The sequence below is a fragment of the Fischerella major NIES-592 genome, assembly GCF_001904645.1.
GTDB classification, from domain to species: Bacteria; Cyanobacteriota; Cyanobacteriia; order Cyanobacteriales; family Nostocaceae; genus Fischerella; species Fischerella thermalis.
The window spans coordinates 53,206-69,034 of the sequence record NZ_MRCA01000004.1; the positions used below are offsets into that span (position 1 = coordinate 53,206).

At 45.0% G+C, this 15,829-nt stretch carries 10 protein-coding genes; 1 reads left to right on the forward strand and 9 read right to left on the reverse strand.

Going from position 1 to position 15,829, the window contains the following annotated elements; all coding sequences use genetic code 11:
- Window positions 1-7 precede the first annotated feature (7 nt).
- Window positions 8-2,005, forward strand: coding sequence for a ferrous iron transporter B (gene feoB / locus NIES592_RS09485; protein WP_073555607.1), 1,998 nt, complete (start codon window positions 8-10; stop codon window positions 2,003-2,005).
- A 270-nt stretch (window positions 2,006-2,275) separates the two neighbouring features.
- Here the strand turns inward: feoB and NIES592_RS09490 are convergent, their stop codons facing one another.
- The 9 genes from NIES592_RS09490 to ppsA all read right to left on the reverse strand — a co-directional run bounded on the left by NIES592_RS09490 (window position 2,276) and on the right by ppsA (window position 15,763).
- Complete coding sequence (locus NIES592_RS09490) at window positions 2,276-2,731, reverse strand: hypothetical protein (RefSeq protein ID WP_062248446.1); 456 nt, start codon at window positions 2,729-2,731, stop codon at window positions 2,276-2,278.
- Between the two features lie 262 nt (window positions 2,732-2,993).
- Window positions 2,994-3,539, reverse strand: coding sequence for an oxidoreductase (locus NIES592_RS09495; protein ID WP_073555608.1), 546 nt, complete (start codon window positions 3,537-3,539; stop codon window positions 2,994-2,996).
- 124 nt (window positions 3,540-3,663) lie between these two features.
- Window positions 3,664-4,380 (reverse strand): bidirectional hydrogenase complex protein HoxU, encoded by a 717-nt coding sequence (gene hoxU / locus NIES592_RS09500; RefSeq protein WP_073555609.1) that lies wholly within the window; start codon window positions 4,378-4,380, stop codon window positions 3,664-3,666.
- A gap of 261 nt (window positions 4,381-4,641) precedes the next feature.
- Window positions 4,642-6,255 carry a NuoF family protein gene (locus NIES592_RS09505; protein ID WP_073555610.1) on the reverse strand — a complete coding sequence of 538 codons (1,614 nt, stop codon included), beginning with the start codon at window positions 6,253-6,255 and terminating at the stop codon, window positions 4,642-4,644.
- Between the two features lie 110 nt (window positions 6,256-6,365).
- Window positions 6,366-6,917: a bidirectional hydrogenase complex protein HoxE gene (gene hoxE / locus NIES592_RS09510; protein ID WP_062248440.1), complete on the reverse strand. Its 552-nt coding sequence runs from the start codon at window positions 6,915-6,917 to the stop codon at window positions 6,366-6,368.
- Between the two features lie 528 nt (window positions 6,918-7,445).
- The gene (locus NIES592_RS25825) at window positions 7,446-8,972 is read right to left on the reverse strand and encodes a tetratricopeptide repeat protein (protein WP_256678102.1); all 1,527 of its coding nucleotides are present in this window, start codon (window positions 8,970-8,972) and stop codon (window positions 7,446-7,448) included.
- Between the two features lie 23 nt (window positions 8,973-8,995).
- Window positions 8,996-10,261, reverse strand: coding sequence for a CHAT domain-containing protein (locus NIES592_RS25830; RefSeq protein ID WP_073555612.1), 1,266 nt, complete (start codon window positions 10,259-10,261; stop codon window positions 8,996-8,998).
- 142 nt (window positions 10,262-10,403) lie between these two features.
- Complete coding sequence (locus tag NIES592_RS09525; protein WP_073555613.1) at window positions 10,404-13,169, reverse strand: bifunctional acetate--CoA ligase family protein/GNAT family N-acetyltransferase; 2,766 nt, start codon at window positions 13,167-13,169, stop codon at window positions 10,404-10,406.
- A gap of 149 nt (window positions 13,170-13,318) precedes the next feature.
- The gene (ppsA, locus tag NIES592_RS09530; protein WP_073555614.1) at window positions 13,319-15,763 is read right to left on the reverse strand and encodes a phosphoenolpyruvate synthase; all 2,445 of its coding nucleotides are present in this window, start codon (window positions 15,761-15,763) and stop codon (window positions 13,319-13,321) included.
- Between the last annotated feature and the right edge of the window lie 66 nt (window positions 15,764-15,829).

The window sequence follows — 15,829 nt, forward strand, 5'->3', positions numbered from 1 at the left end:
GTGTTAAATGGCACATTGTCATGATTCCAGTTCCGGAATCGCCTCGGTGACATCGCAGCCTGGAGTTAAGCGGGTTGCTGTCATGGGAATGCCAAATGTAGGTAAATCCACGTTGTTTAATCGGATTACAGGAGCGGGAGCCTTTGTAGGCAATTGGCCTGGTGTGACAGTTGACTTGTTAGAGGCAGAAGTTGAACTAGAGGGACGGAAAGTGGAATTCGTCGATCTGCCAGGGATCTATGACTTGGAAGGCTACTCTGAAGATGAGCGAGTCGTGCAAAGCTTTTTTGAAACCTACCCTGTAGATTTGGTGCTAGTAATTCTCAATGCTGCTCAAATTGATCGCCAAATTCGTCTACCTTTGCAAGTTAAAGCCTTGGGAATACCAGCTGTGGTAATTCTCAACATGGCAGATGAAGCCAAACATTTTGGTATCACAATAGATGAACACAAACTAGCAGATAAATTAGAAATGCCCGTGGTACTGGTGAGTGCCAAATATGGTAATGGCTATGCGATCGCCATCCGCAAAATCACCCAGGAATTAGCAGAAGCACGAGTTCCCATTGCCCCCACAGAATTGAAGCGCCAGATTGAAGCCCACCGCTCAATATCAGAATTGCAAATCCGGGAAATCCTAGAAGACACGGTGGAAATGCCCTCGCGCTTGTTAAAGACGGTGACAGAACGCCTAGATGCAGTGTTGCTGCATCCGGTGATCGGACTACCGTTATTTTTCCTGTCGATTTACTTGATGTTTGAATTTGTTTGGCTGGTGGGATTGCCATTACAGGATGTTGCTGATGCGATCACAGGATGGTTGCAGGAAGTAGTCATTGCTCCGGTAACAGTCAACTTATCAGAGTTTTGGCGGGGCTTTCTGGTAGATGGAATTTATGGTGGATTAGCGACAGTAGCATCCTTTATTCCCTTAGTCATCACATTTTTCTTCATGATGGCAATTGTGGAAGACAGTGGTTACTTCTCCAGAGCAGCATACATAATGGATTCCTTGATGTATCGCTTTGGCATGGATGGGCGCAGTTTCGTGTTGCTGATTATGGGGTTTGGGTGTAACATCCCAGCAATTATGGGAACACGAGTAATGCGATCGCGGGCATTACGCTTGCTAACAATTCTCATCATTCCCTTTGCCCTGTGTTCGGCACGGTTAACAGTGTTTGTGTTTATCATCGATGCCCTGTTTAATCGCACTTGGGGGCCATTAGTGCTGTTCTCACTTTACCTATTTAGTTTCCTGGTGGCGCTGCTAACTGGATTACTAATGAAAAGGCAGTTTCAAAATCGGGAACCATTTGTGATAGAACTACCTCCCTATCGCTTTCCCACACTCCAGCAAATCTTTCTACGGGGATGGGGTGAATTGAAGCACTTTCTACAACGGGCAACAGGATTTATTACGGCAGGGGTGGCTGGTGTTTGGCTTTTGAGCAATCTACCTCAAGGCACAGCAAACCCAGTCGGGATGCTAGTTATCACACCGCTTTTGGTGGGCATGGTTACAGGTTGGGATGCGGTGAAAGCATTCTTGCAACGAGCAGGTGGATTGATTGCGATCGGTGTGTTAGGTGTCTGGTTGCTAACTCATTTACCAGGCAACGACAATGTGAGCTACGCTACTCGTATTGGAGAGTTTTTCGCCCCTATTTTGAATCCGGCGGGCATACCCAAGGAGTTAACTATTGCTTTAATTTTCGGGTTCATTGCCAAAGAAATTTTAGTGGGTTCTCTAGCAACCATTTACAATCTCACCGATCCTAATGCCGTACAAGCAACTCTTGCTCAGACAATTTCACCAATTCAAGCTTACAGTTTCATGCTTTTTTGTCTGCTTTACACCCCTTGTTTGGCAACAGTTGCTACTATCCGCAGCGAGTCTAAAAGTATTCAGTTTACGTTTCTATCAGTTACCTATGGATTGATCTGGGCGTGGGTTGTGAGTACGCTGTTTTATCAAGGGGCGAGGTTGTTAGGGTTGAGTTAGAAATACTAGTACTCAACTATAGTAATCCAATTTGATTAATGAATTTACTCGTGGAGGCAGGCAATAGGCACTCTTGCAATAGGAAAGAAGACTTTTCAAGGTGTACCTAGCTTCGCAAAAATCAAATAGGAATCCTATATATAATTTCTTAAGCGTTGCGAAGGGTCAGATCCCCGACTTTTTAAAAAAGTCGGGGATCTCGCGCGTAAGTCCTGGAATAGTAGCGGCTCCGTGAGTAGAGCATGGCAGGGATTTACTTTTATGCCGTAGTTACGAGTGAGAATTTGCGAGTATTTCTTGTCCTTTGTTACCCTTATAAGGTGGCAGCTTTATCCACCGAAAAGCAACTATATTTAATAACAAACCAAGCAGGAACAAAAACACCATTAAAGTAATTTGATACCAGAGAATTGGCTGAACAAATAAATCCAAAATAACGTGAAGTAAATTCATGATGCTATAAAACACAGTTAAGCCAAAATGAATAACTCGATAACGTTTTGCATCAAAAAAAGTGGTGGCAATAATTGCCAGCATTGGTATTACAAAAAATCCCAACATTAACCACATAATTCCAGATATCTCATTTATTGTTGTGGCTTTTTGAGATTCAGCAACGGGTAAACCGTGAAAAAGTGGCATCAAACCGAGTTGAGTGTGAAACAGTGTTCCCAGTAAAAAGGTTATCCATAGAGCAATGATTTTTTCTTGATAATTAACCTTCATAATTGCTCTCCAATTCCTTTTTGAAAGTCAGACTCTCATGTGCGTTAGCGTAGTTCCGCTCGCTCATAATGAGGGGATGAAAGTGAAAGAACGAACACAGATGAACACAGATGTAGCCGCGCTTGGGCGCGGCTTCGGTGCAGGGTACACAGATAGATTATGGATTTGCTGTTAGGTTAATGCCTGATCCCTGTTAATATTTCCCTATTTTCAAGCTAGTTCTCAATTTTTTACTCTTCGCAAAAGGCAAAGAGTAAAAAATTTAACCAAATTTGAGGAATTCGCGTCCTTCTAATTGTGGTGTTTCTCCCCGTAACAGTGGCTCTAATACTGCTTTAATCCGAGTGGCTGAAGGTGGACATCCGGGTAAGTAAATATCAACTGATACAACTGCATGAACGGGTGTAACTCGATCTAGTAACTGCGGTACAATACCAGGCTCATGGGGAATTTGAGCGTGAATATCCGCAGCTTCAATGTAACAGCGTTGCAAGACAGGTTCTACACTTCCTAAGGGATTGCGTAAAGCAGTAACATTACCAGTAACAGCACAATCACCAAAAGAGACAAGAATTTGCGATCGCTCTCTGACTATCTGAATCATTTCCAGATGCTCTTCATTGGCAACTGCACCCTCAACTAACACCACATCTACACCTTCGGGATATTCCTTAACATCAGCAAAGGGACTGTAAACTAAATCCACTTGTCCAGCCAAATCAATCAGCCATTCGTCCAAATCCAAAAAAGACATGTGACAGCCAGAACAACCGCCCAGCCAAACCGTCGCTAATTTTAAACGAGCCATTTTCTTGTTCTTATGATACAGATAGAGATTTAAAATGCAGCGTATATTTTTCTTGGTGTCTTTGCGTCTTGGTGGTTAATAAAATGATTTTTTCACCACTAAGACACAAAGACACGAAGGTGATCTAAACAAGCCATTGCTGTTTCTCCCGTGCTGTAATTAGAAAATCAAGTTTGGTGCGATCGCGTTGCATTTCACCGACGCTAGAACCTTGGTAAAAAATTGCACCTGTGGGACAAGCGTTAACGCATTTACCGCAGGAAGTACAAGTCTGGGAAGTTCTCCAAGGCTGATTTAAATCAGTGATCACATGGGAGTTTGTCCCCCTACCCGCCATATCCCAAGTGTGCGCTCCTTCAATCTCGTCACAAACACGTACGCAACGAGTGCAAAGAACACAACGGTTGTGATCGATGCCAAAGCGATCATGAGAAATGTCGACTTTGCGATTAGGAAATTGATATTCCAACCGCACATGATCCATACCCATCTCAATTGCCAAATCTTGCAATTCGCAATTACCATTAGCTACGCAGACTGAACAGATGTGATTGCCTTCTGCAAATAGCATTTCTATAATCATGCGACGATATTTTTGCAGGCGATCGCTGTTTGTTTGGATTTCCATACCTTCAGCAACTTTTGTCACACAAGCAGGTTGAAGTTTATTACTACCAGCAATTTCTACTAAACAAAGCCGACAAGCCCCAACATCTGTTACTCCTTGCAGGTGACACAAAGTCGGAATGTGAATTCCTGCTTCCTGCGCGGCTTGAAGAATGGTTTCTTCTTCGCGGGCGCTGATTAGTTGCTGATTGATTGTTAATGTTTTGACTGTCATTGTGCTGGTTTGGATGTTCAGTATAATTTTGGTTAACGAACACCGATGCACACGGATGGACACCGATGATTTATCTGTGTGTATCTGTGTTCATCTGTGTTCGTTATTCATTAACTTTTGGTTGTGGCTGTAAGTCATCTCAATAGTCCAATGTTTTTTGGGAGGGCGAACACCGATGCACACGGATGGATTATCGCCTTGCACTGTGTTCATCTGTGTTTGAGTTTAAAAATAAGATTTTTGCCATAGTTGTAATTCACGTTAGGCGTCATTGCTCAAATTTGCCAAATATTCATCTCGGAAATAATGTAAGGTGCTAAATACCGGATTTGGTGCTGACTGTCCTAAGCCGCACAAGCTGGTATGCTTCACCATGTCGCACAGTTCTTCTAGCAGTTCTAAGTCAGCAAGGGATGCTTTGCCTTCGCGGATCTTGGTTAACAATTGATACAGTTGGACTGTGCCGACACGGCAGGGAATACACTTACCGCAGGACTCATCCATGCAGAATTCCATAAAGAAACGGGCGACATCCACCATGTTGGTAGTTTCGTCCATGACAATCATGCCGCCGGAACCCATGATGGAACCAAGTTGAGCCAAAGATTCGTAATCGACGGGAGTATCAAAAGCTACGGCGGGGATACAGCCTCCAGAAGGACCGCCTGTTTGCACTGCTTTGGCTGTACCGCCATCTGGGACACCACCACCCATTTCTTCGACAATTTGCCGCAGGGTGGTTCCCATGGGCACTTCTATCAAGCCTGTGTTTTTGATTTTGCCAGCTAGGGCAAAAACTTTTGTACCTTTGCTTTTTTCTGTACCAATGCTGGCGAATACGTCTGCACCTTTGCGAATAATCCAAGGGACGTTGGCAAAAGTTTCGACGTTGTTAATTAAAGTTGGAAATCCCCACAAACCACTTTCTGCTGGGTAAGGCGGACGGGGACGAGGTGTACCGCGTTTGCCTTCAATTGATGCCATTAACGCGGTTTCTTCGCCACAAACATAAGCTCCTGCCCCAATGCGAATATCTATTTTAAAATCAAAGGGAGAGTCAAAAATCTTACTTCCTAATAAACCGAGGCGTTGGGCTTGGCGAATGGCAATTTGCAGCCTATTGATCGCAATGGGATATTCGGCACGGATATAAATATAACCTTGGTTAGCACCGATCGCATAGGCAGCGATCGCCATTCCTTCTAAAACTCGATGAGGATCGCTTTCTAACACACTGCGATCCATAAATGCGCCGGGATCGCCTTCGTCGGCGTTGCAGATGACAAATTTGCGATCGCCCTTTGCTTTGGCTACAGTCGCCCATTTCACACCTGTGGGATAACCTGCACCACCCCGTCCCCGCAACCCACTACGAGTAATTGCATCCACCACCTCAGCTGGTGTCATTTCTCGCAACACGTGGTAAAGTGCCTGATAGCCATCAGCAGCAATGTAAGACTCAATCCGTTCTGGGTCAACTTTGCCGCTATTTTCCAGAACTATCGGGAATTGCTTGGTAAAAAATGGCTGCTGCAAATCTCCTGTTTGTACCTTGACTTCACCACCATCTAACCCAGCGATAATTGAGGGAGCATTTTCTGAAGTCACTTTTTCATATATCTGGGGTGCAATATTTTGCGCCTCTACATTGTCCACTTCTACCAAAGGGCCTTGACAACACAAACCCATACAACCAACACTACAAACTTCAACTTTATCTGCCAAGCCTGTTTCTTCTGTTACCTTTTCCAAACTTTCTTTGACTGCAACAGAACCAGAAGACAGACAACCAGCCGCCATACAACAACGAATGCGAATAGGCTTAGAGTTGGCGCGTTCTTTCTCAGCAATTTCCTGTAATTCAGTCAGATCCATATTTTATACCAATCAGTTATCAGTTATTTAGTAGGACTTATGCACCCTCTACAAATCCTTGGCGTTCTACCTTACGGAAGCCGCTATGGCGTCTAAGGCGTCTTGGCGGTTCAGTAATCTTGATCACTGTTCACTGATTTGAGCCATCCTTCTATTTTTTCGGTCACTAACTCCGGTGTTTGGTGTCCGCATACAGTACCATCAAACACAACAGCAGGTGCAATCCCACAAGCACCCAAACATCTGGCTGTTAAAAGTGAAAGTTCACCATCTGGGGTTGTTTCGCCAGCATGAATTTTGGCACACTTTTCTACAGTTGCTAGTAAATTGGCTGCACCTTTAACGTAACAAGCTGTACCCGTACACACCACACAACTATGCACGCCTTTCGGTGCTAGGGAGAAGAGATGATAAAAAGTTGCGACACCATAAACACGGCTGGGTGGTAGTTTGAGGTTGTGGGCAATGTAATGTAACAAGTCGTTTTCTAAATAGCCAAAAAGTTCTTGTGCTTTGTGCAAGACTTCTATGAGTGCATCCTGTTGATATTGATGGCGCTTCATAGTGGCGTCAAGTATTTTGAAACGTTTATCACCGCTAGGATGCTGTTTGGGTGTACTTTTTGTATACTGGTCTTTTCTATTGACTGTTTGAGAGTCCATTTTTGTAATTATTTTAAGTATCTCTGCGGTAAAAGTATTTTGTCAGATGTCCGCTATAGTTTTTACATCGGTCTGTTTTGTTAAAACGTCGGCTTACAAAAATAAAGTTCATTTTCATTTGTTAGAGTGCGTTGTGGACTTTATTTCTAATGCACCGCGAGTCTTCGATAGTAAGTTTACACCGTAGATTCTTCAAATCTGGGGCTGCCTTGTTGCTCCTGAGTTCTACACCTATCGTTATAAATCAACAATTTGAGGAAGTTGTGAGGTTATATCAAGTCTCTCGCAAAGTCCAGAACCCCGATTTCCTAGAAAAGTTGGGATATTGTCTCTCATATTCAGCTAGCTTTAATTGTGCCGAGTTGACTTGCAAGTAACCTCACCCCGTCCTATCGGACACCCCTCTCCTTACTAAGGAGAGGGGAGGGGGTGAGGTTTTTCGGGGTTGGGAGTGATTCGATCATTTGTGTGTACACCGTAGCCTTACCAAAGAGAGGGGAGGGGTGAGGTTTTCGCAGTTTATGATGGCTACTTACGAATTAAATCTTCCACTCTCGCTACAACTTGCCCTAATCTCTCAGCATCAGGCGATTGGATACGCTGCAATATCTCCAAGGCTGGCTGCAAATAATTCAGTGCTTGATTGTAATCGCCCTGTTGTTCTGCTATATGCCCTAACCACCACAAAGTCATTGCTTTGCCTTGGACATCGCCGATTTGTTCAAAGAGCGCCAGGGATTGTTGATAAAGAGCGATCGCTTCAGTGATTTCGCCGCTATTGGCTTTGAGCATCGCCAAACAGTGCTGAAGTGCTGATAGTTCTTCTTTGTCTTCTAATGGACAAAGGTTTAACGCTTGTTGATAATGCTTCAGTGCCAGATCAACTTCACCAACTTGGCTTTCACAATAACCCATCACCTTGAGAAGGCGATAGTCTTCAGTAATTTCTAAGGTTGATTTACACAGTTGCAGCGCTTCTCTGTAACGGCTTTGCTTCCACCAGCGATGTACTAAACCGCTTGCTACTTCTGCGGCTTTTTTTTCTTCTTTCCCCAACAACGCCAGCCGATGAATTTCTAACCTCTGTTCCTCAGTTGAAGTTCCCGCCTCTTCCCACCAAAAGCGATACAAAACCTCAGCCGCTTGCTTATACAAAGCCTCCCCATCTCCCGTTAACTGCACAGGCAAAATACGCGGCACTCGTAACGCCTGATCATAACTCACTTCCAACAACCCCAACGCCACCGCCCGATTCATATAATCTGACAAACTAGGAATACTCTGACAAACTGCGGCTAACGCTTCCCTCGGTACTGGTAACTCAAACACCAAACCCCGTGACAACATCTCCCGCATAGTTTCATCCATCTGTTGCAGCAGCGCCTCAGCCAAAACTTGCTCTCGCAACTCCACCGGATCTGCTGCTAACCTCTGCAAAATTGCCGCTTGATCAACTGTTTTATTTTGCAGAATCTTATCCAACCATTCCAGCAAGCGGGGATTTCCATCTGCTAACTTCTGCGCCTGTAACTTCAACGCCTCATCAACCTGAGATTTGTCACCAAAAGCTGTGAGGCGATTAAACTTTTTTCGCAAATCTGCGCCTTGCAGTGCATCCAACGGCTGCTTGTAGAAATACTGCAACTGGCTAAATTCAAAATCGTAACGGCAAGTAATAATGATGCGGTGGGATGTGTAATTTTCTCTCATCGCCCAAACTAAAGCTTGCAACACCTCGGCTACTTCCGCTTGCAGCACATAACTTTCATTGCGGGGTACTAAATTCACCTCAAAGTCATCCAGCACCAACAAAAACGACTTTCCACCCTCATGCAACTGCTGGAAAACTCGCCGCAACCGAAATCTCAATTCCTCATCGTAATTTTGTAAGCTTTGACGTTGTTCGTTGTCATCCAACTTTTCCGCCAACCGATTCACCAAATTACCTTCATCAATGTGTCCCACCCAAACAACACGCTCAAAAGTCGGCAGTCTGTCACACAGTCTAGCTGCTAAACTACTTTTACCCAAACCGCCCATGCCATGAATCAACACTCCAACCCCCCCTGTATCCCCCCTTACCAAGGGGGGGATAGAAAGGGTTGCGTCAGCACTCTTAAACAATTTTGTAACTGACGGCGACGCCCAACAAAACTTTCCCGCGTCGGGACTTTCACCTTACCCGCCGGATCTAAAAATTGGGTAGTAACAGAAGGCGCTGGTGCTGGTTTGCGTCCACGAGTCCGCAAAGGTGTAACTAATGAACCGGGTAAATCGCCTGCTGCATATAGCCGCAACAAATGCCAATCCCGCGCCTTGTTCTTAATTAATGCTTGGTAAGTACTAGCAACAGCCTCAGTAATTTGTTTCCCTGCTGACAACTCCTGATACAATGCAGCAGCTGCGGCGATCGCATCCAAATCTAAAACACTTTGACCCCAACCCAAAACCGCTTTTGCACCTGATTTTAGCAATTCTTCCGCCATTGAAGGTACAAAACCCGCATTACCTGCTTGCCCAGTGCGACAACCAGAGAGGAAAATCAGTTTAGGCAGTCGAAATTGTAATTCTTGAGCAATATCTGCTGCACTGGCAAAATAAGCTTCACCTGTTAGCGTTTCAGTCACAAAACGCGGTTGCCCATCTTGTAAAGTAGCATGACCACTCAGGTGTAAAACATCAAAATAATCTTTGCCATAACTATCGACTAAATAACCCAACTCCGACAAACAGCCGCTTTCTTCCACTGTCAATGCTAAAGGTTGTCGCGTCGTCGCCTCCAGAATCCGCGCTTCCTCCCCCTCAAAATCCAGCACAGGTTTTACATCTAGTGGCGAAGTCGCCATAAACAAAACTTGGAGCGCTCGGTTTTCCGCTTCCCCAGCAACAGTCAAATTTTTTACCGTGTTATCTGACACCCACCGTACTGGGATAATAGCCGGGACTCGCTGCACCAAAAAGCTACTACCGTCGTGCAAAATTTCCCAAGGTAGATGGTGTAGACACGCGCTTTGTGGAGACGCGATGAATTGCGTCTCTACAATTTGCGTTTTTACAAATCCCGTGTTGATCGCTAATACCACGCCTTCGCGGCGATACTTATCTAGTAAGGATTGCAGCCAGCGATCGCTCCCATCCAACCAGTTATACAACCGCCGCCCAGTAACCGTATAATCCTGTGGAAACGACGAAACATAATAATCTCGCTCCGCCAACCCAATCAAATCTTCAACTTCTGATAGAGGAAGCAATCGCCTTTCATACTCATTAGGATTATCAACAAAATAACGTAACTCTACGTAATTCCCGTCAACAGCCTTCAGAGCGAGGTGGAGGACTTGCACATTCCGAATCCCAACACTTTAGTATTATCCCCAACTCTAACACCCCCAATTCTAGAGAAATTCCCAGCAATTCCACCAAATCCCTCTCAACCTCTTCCTTCTTGGCGTACTTGGCGTACTTGGCGGTTCATTACTCCTAACCTTACCTTTCACCTGCAACTTTAATTTCCGCCCTCACCACCGCAGCATCAACAGTCGGATAAATACGAAAACCCAACTTCTCACAAACTCTTTGCATAGCAGAATTTTCAGTCAAAATTTCAGCACTAATCAACCTTAACCGTTCATCACGCCCTACTTCCAGCAACCTTTTGAGTAACTCAGTTCCCAAACCTTGACATTGATAGCGATCGCTAACCAAGATTGCAAACTCCGCTTCACTAGTACCATGCAACTTACTTAACCTACCAACAGCTAAAACTTCATGTTCTCCGGTTTCTGGATTTTCATAATCTACCACCAACGCCATTTCTCGGTCATAATCAAGAAAACACAGACGCGTAAGCCTTTCGTGGGCAATACGTTGACTGAGTTTGATCAAGTGAAAGTACCGGAAAAAAACGCTTTCTTCAGATAAAGTATGATGTAACTTAATCATCAAAGGTTCGTCCTCTGGGCGAATCGGACGAATAGTTACTTGCATCCCATTGCGTGTTGTCCAAGAGGAAACGTACTGTGTCGGATAAGGACGAATTGCCAGTTTTGGTAACTGTGCTTCAGTAATATCTAAATCATGAAGAACAATCCGCGCATCAACTGCCACAAGGGAGTTTTCTGCAATTCCTTCTGCTTTTACTAAAAGTGGATTAATATCAATTTCTTTAATCAAGGGTTGCTCAACAACAAGTTGGCTAAAGCGTACCAAAAGTTGTTCTAAAGCCTCCAAATTAACAGCTTTTCTGCCTCTCACTCCCTGTAGTGCTTTGTAAATTCGGGTTTGTTCCATCATCCGCCGTGCCAAGGTAGTATTGAGTGGCGGTAGTCCCAAGGCTCGATCTTGAAACACTTCCACTAACTGTCCACCTGTGCCAAACAGTAAAACTGGGCCAAATTGAGCGTCAATGCTACTACCAAGAATTAATTCGTAGCTGTTTTTTAGGTTTATCATAGGCTGGACAGTAACACCAGCAAAATGATTTGCTCCGACTTTGGTGCTGACAGATAAGGCGATCGCATCATACGCCTCACGCACCGCCTTAGCATCGCGTAAATTCAAATGCACCCCGTCTACATCAGTTTTATGAGTGATGGTTTCAGAATATACTTTCAAAACCACAGGATAACCAATTTCCTCTGCTAGCCGCACAGCTTCTGCTGCACTTGTTGCTACCTGCGTTGTTACCGTCGGAATACCGTAAGCAGCAAGAATTTGTTTTGATTCCACTTCCGTAAGTAAAGTTCTGCCAGCTTCACGCGCTGTTTGGATAATAGTTTTGGCGACAGTGCGATCGCTAGTATCTACCCCCTCAGGAAGCACAGGCGTTTCATACAAGGCACGCAGGTTATAATTGTAACGCCACATATAGTTGAATACATGGGCTGCGGTATCGGGAAAAGGAAATGTGGGAATCGATGCTTGGTTGAGAATTTCCGCCCCTGCTTCCACGTCTGCATCTCCCATCCAACTCGCTAGTATGGGCTTACCAATGCGCGCTAATGGTTTTACTTTATACGCAGATTGGGTCGGGTCAGTCATTGCCTGGGGCGTAAGAATCACCAACAGTCCATCACTATTAGGATCTTTAGCAACTATTTCCAAGGCTTTGGCATAGCGCATAGGGTCAGCATCCCCAAGTATGTCAATGGGATTATTGTGACTCCATTGTGGTGGCAACAACTCGTTCAGCGCTGCATAGGTTTCTGGGGATAATTCTGCTAGTTCACCTCCATCAGTAATTAAAGCATCAGTTGCCAACACTCCCGGTCCGCCTGCATTCGTAACAATAGTCAGTCTTGGCCCTTTAGGGCGTGGTTGCTTCGCTAGCACCTCTGCCATATCAAACAACTCAGAGATACTCTTAACCCGTAAAACCCCACATCGGCGAAATGCAGCATCAAACACCGCATCGCTACCTGCCAATGCACCTGTGTGGGAAGCTGCTGCTTTGGCTGCGGCTGCTGTCCGTCCGGCTTTAATTACAATAATAGGTTTCGTCAGGGCAACTTCCCGCGCCGCAGAGAGAAATGACCGGGCATCTCCTATAGATTCCATGTAAATAACAATGCTTTCAGTATGCGGGTCATCACCGAGATAGTAAATCAAATCGCCCCAACCCACATCCAGCATGGAACCAATGGAAATAAAGGCACTAAAGCCGACATTTTCCCGAAAACTCCAGTCCAAAATTGCCGTACACAATGCCCCACTTTGACTGATAAAACCAACCTTACCAGGCAAAGCCATACCGTGGGCAAAAGTTGCATTTAAGCCAGTATGGGGATTCATCACTCCCAAGCAATTCGGGCCAATCAGCCGCATTTTGCCTCGGCGCACTTGCTGGAGTACTTGCTGTTCTAATTCTGCCCCAGTAGTGCCAATTTCCTTGAACCCAGCCGAAAGCACGATCGCTCCCTTGACTCCTGCATCGACACATTCACCAATTACACCAGGAACCGTAGATGCAGGTGTAATCACAATCGCCAAATCCACTGGTTCTGGCACAGCAGCAATATTTGGGTACGTTTTAATACCAAGTACACTGTGGTGTTTGGGGTTGACTGGAAATACCGTTCCCCCAAATGGATGGCTGATCAGATTCCAGAGAACAGTCCTACCCACACTACCTTCACGTTCGCTAGCACCAATCACAGCAATGCTTTTGGGAGCAAAAATTGCATCTAAAGGTTGATGCTCAGAACGTAAAATATCATAAGCGCGATCGCTTCCCAATTGCATAGTCTTTTGCATTGTTAGCTCCTTCGTGACAGTTGGGGGTTAAAGGTTAACGAACACCGATGAACACAGATACACACCGATAATCTATCTGTGTATGTCTACATCGGTGTTCATCGCTTTGCACGGTGTACCTTACGGAAGCCGCTTGCGCGTCTACGACTCTAAGAAGATGTATTTTCCGTAGCCGCAATTTCTAACAAAGTCTTCAGTACAGAATCAGGGTTGAGACTAATCGAATCAATCCCCTCTTCTACCAAAAACCGAGCAAATTCCGGGTAGTCACTCGGTGCTTGACCACAAATGCCGATTTTGCGACCATGTTGTTTAACTGTAGATATTGCCTGAGCAATCATTCGTTTCACAGCTTCGTTGCGTTCGTCAAATAAATGTGCTACCAACTCTGAATCCCTATCAAGTCCTAAAGTCAATTGCGTTAAATCATTAGAACCAATTGAGAACCCGTCAAACACTTGACAAAACTCGTCTGCAAGTTGGACGTTACTTGGTAACTCACACATCACATATACCTGCAAACCGTTTTCTCCACGTACCAATCCGTGTTTCGCCATCTCTGCAAGTACGCGGCGACCTTCAGCAGGAGTGCGGCAAAATGGGATCATCAAAATAACGTTCGTTAAACCCATTTGCTCGCGTACTTGCTTCATCGCCCGACATTCTAAGGCAAATCCTTCCCGGTAGCGTTCGTCATAATAACGCGAAGCCCCCCGCCAACCAATCATCGGGTTTTCTTCTTTCGGTTCAAATTGTTTCCCACCTAACAGATTGGCGTATTCGTTGCTTTTGAAATCACTAAGGCGAACAATCACAGGTTTGGGATAAAATGCGGCTGCGATCGCACCGATACCTTGGGCGAGTTTATCAACAAAGAATTGCGGCTTGTGTTCGTATTCGGCGGTTAACTCAGCAATTTTGTATTTGGCTAGTTCATCCTCTAATTCATCAAAGTGAATTAATGCTAGAGGATGGGCTTTGATATGATTAGCTATGATAAATTCCATTCTTGCCAAACCGACGCCATCATTCGGGATGGCGCTGTAGCCAAATGCTTCTTCTGGGTTGCCCACGTTCATCATAATTTGAGTACGAGTGCGGGGCAATTTTTCTAATGGTATTTCTTGGACTTCGTAAGCTAACAAACCTTTGTAGACTTTTCCGGTTTCACCTTCAGCGCAGGAAACCGTAATTTCTTGTCCAGCTTTAATTATCTTTGTGGCGTTACCACAGCCAACAATTGCCGGGATTCCCATTTCTCTGGCAATAATTGCTGCATGACAGGTGCGTCCGCCAGAGTTAGTGACAATAGCACTGGCTTTTTTCATAATTGGTTCCCAGTCAGGATCAGTGCGGTTTGTTACTAACACTTCGCCTGGTTGGAATTCGCCCAGACGATGCACATCGAGAATTACTCGTGCTTTGCCTTGTCCGATCATCTCACCGACGCTGCGCCCTGTAACTAGGACTTCTCCTTTTTCTTGGAGTTGGTAGATGTGGAGAACGTTTTTAATTTTCTGCGACTGGACAGTTTCTGGACGTGCTTGGACAATAAACAATTCGTTGGTGATACCGTCTTTTGCCCATTCGATATCCATCGGTGTATAAACACCACGCACTTGGGAGTAGTGTTCTTCAATTAAACATGCCCAATGTGCTAGTTGGAGAATTTCGTCATCGTTGAGGGCAAAAGCAGCGCGATCGCTAGCTGCAACAGGTATATTTTTGGTCATTTTAGAACCGCCCAAGTCATACACCATTTTAATTTCTTTTGTTCCCAGGCGTTTTTCCAGAATTGGGCGGTATCCTTGTTTAAGGGTTGGTTTAAATACTAAATATTCATCAGGGTTGACTGCACCTTGAACAACGTTTTCACCTAAGCCATAGGCGGCGGTAATTAATGCTGCGTCTTTAAATCCTGTCTCGGTATCAATAGAGAACATGACGCCGGATGCAGCTAAGTCCGCACGCACCATTTTTTGTACGCCTACCGAAAGGGCTATATTGAAGTGGTCGAAGCCTTTGATTTGACGGTAGGAAATGGCACGGTCGGTAAAAATGGATGCAAAGCATTTGTGGCAGGCTTGCAGTACAGCTTTTAGTCCGTGGACATTTAAGTAGGTTTCTTGCTGTCCAGCAAAGCTAGCATCAGGTAAATCTTCCGCAGTCGCACTAGAGCGAACTGCGACATCGGTATCAGCACCGTACTGGTTGCAGAGGTCTTCGTATGCTTGGGCGATCGCCTTCTCCAATTCTTCAGGAAAGGGGGTTTGTAGCATCAAAGTCCGTGCTTGTTTGCCACATTGACGCAGGTTATTGACATCTTCTACATCTAAATCAGCAAAGATTTGCCGCAATTTCGTTTCTAAACCTGCCCCTTGGATAAAGAAACGATACGCATAGGCAGTAGTTGCAAATCCTGTGGGAACTTTTACCCCTTTGGTTTGAAGTTGCTGAATCATTTCTCCCAGTGAAGCGTTTTTACCACCCACAAGCGGGATATCTGCAATTCCTACTGCATCTAGCGGTAGCACTAACGCTTGTTGTTTGACGTTCTGGCTTAGTTTCTGTTGAGTAACAAATGTTTCCAGCATGGGAAAAATTTCCTTAAAAGCATTTTCGCTACTGCTACTCAAGGGGTTTGGTTTGATTTTTGCACT

Coding starts and splice junctions, on each gene's coding strand:
- feoB (WP_073555607.1), top strand. CDS start 8: ATGGCACATTGTCATGATTCCAGTTCCGGAATCGCCTCGGTGACATCG.
- NIES592_RS09490 (WP_062248446.1), bottom strand. CDS start 2,731: ATGAAGGTTAATTATCAAGAAAAAATCATTGCTCTATGGATAACCTTT.
- NIES592_RS09495 (WP_073555608.1), bottom strand. CDS start 3,539: ATGGCTCGTTTAAAATTAGCGACGGTTTGGCTGGGCGGTTGTTCTGGC.
- hoxU (WP_073555609.1), bottom strand. CDS start 4,380: ATGACAGTCAAAACATTAACAATCAATCAGCAACTAATCAGCGCCCGC.
- NIES592_RS09505 (WP_073555610.1), bottom strand. CDS start 6,255: ATGGATCTGACTGAATTACAGGAAATTGCTGAGAAAGAACGCGCCAAC.
- hoxE (WP_062248440.1), bottom strand. CDS start 6,917: ATGGACTCTCAAACAGTCAATAGAAAAGACCAGTATACAAAAAGTACA.
- NIES592_RS09525 (WP_073555613.1), bottom strand. CDS start 13,169: ATGCAAAAGACTATGCAATTGGGAAGCGATCGCGCTTATGATATTTTA.
- ppsA (WP_073555614.1), bottom strand. CDS start 15,763: ATGCTGGAAACATTTGTTACTCAACAGAAACTAAGCCAGAACGTCAAA.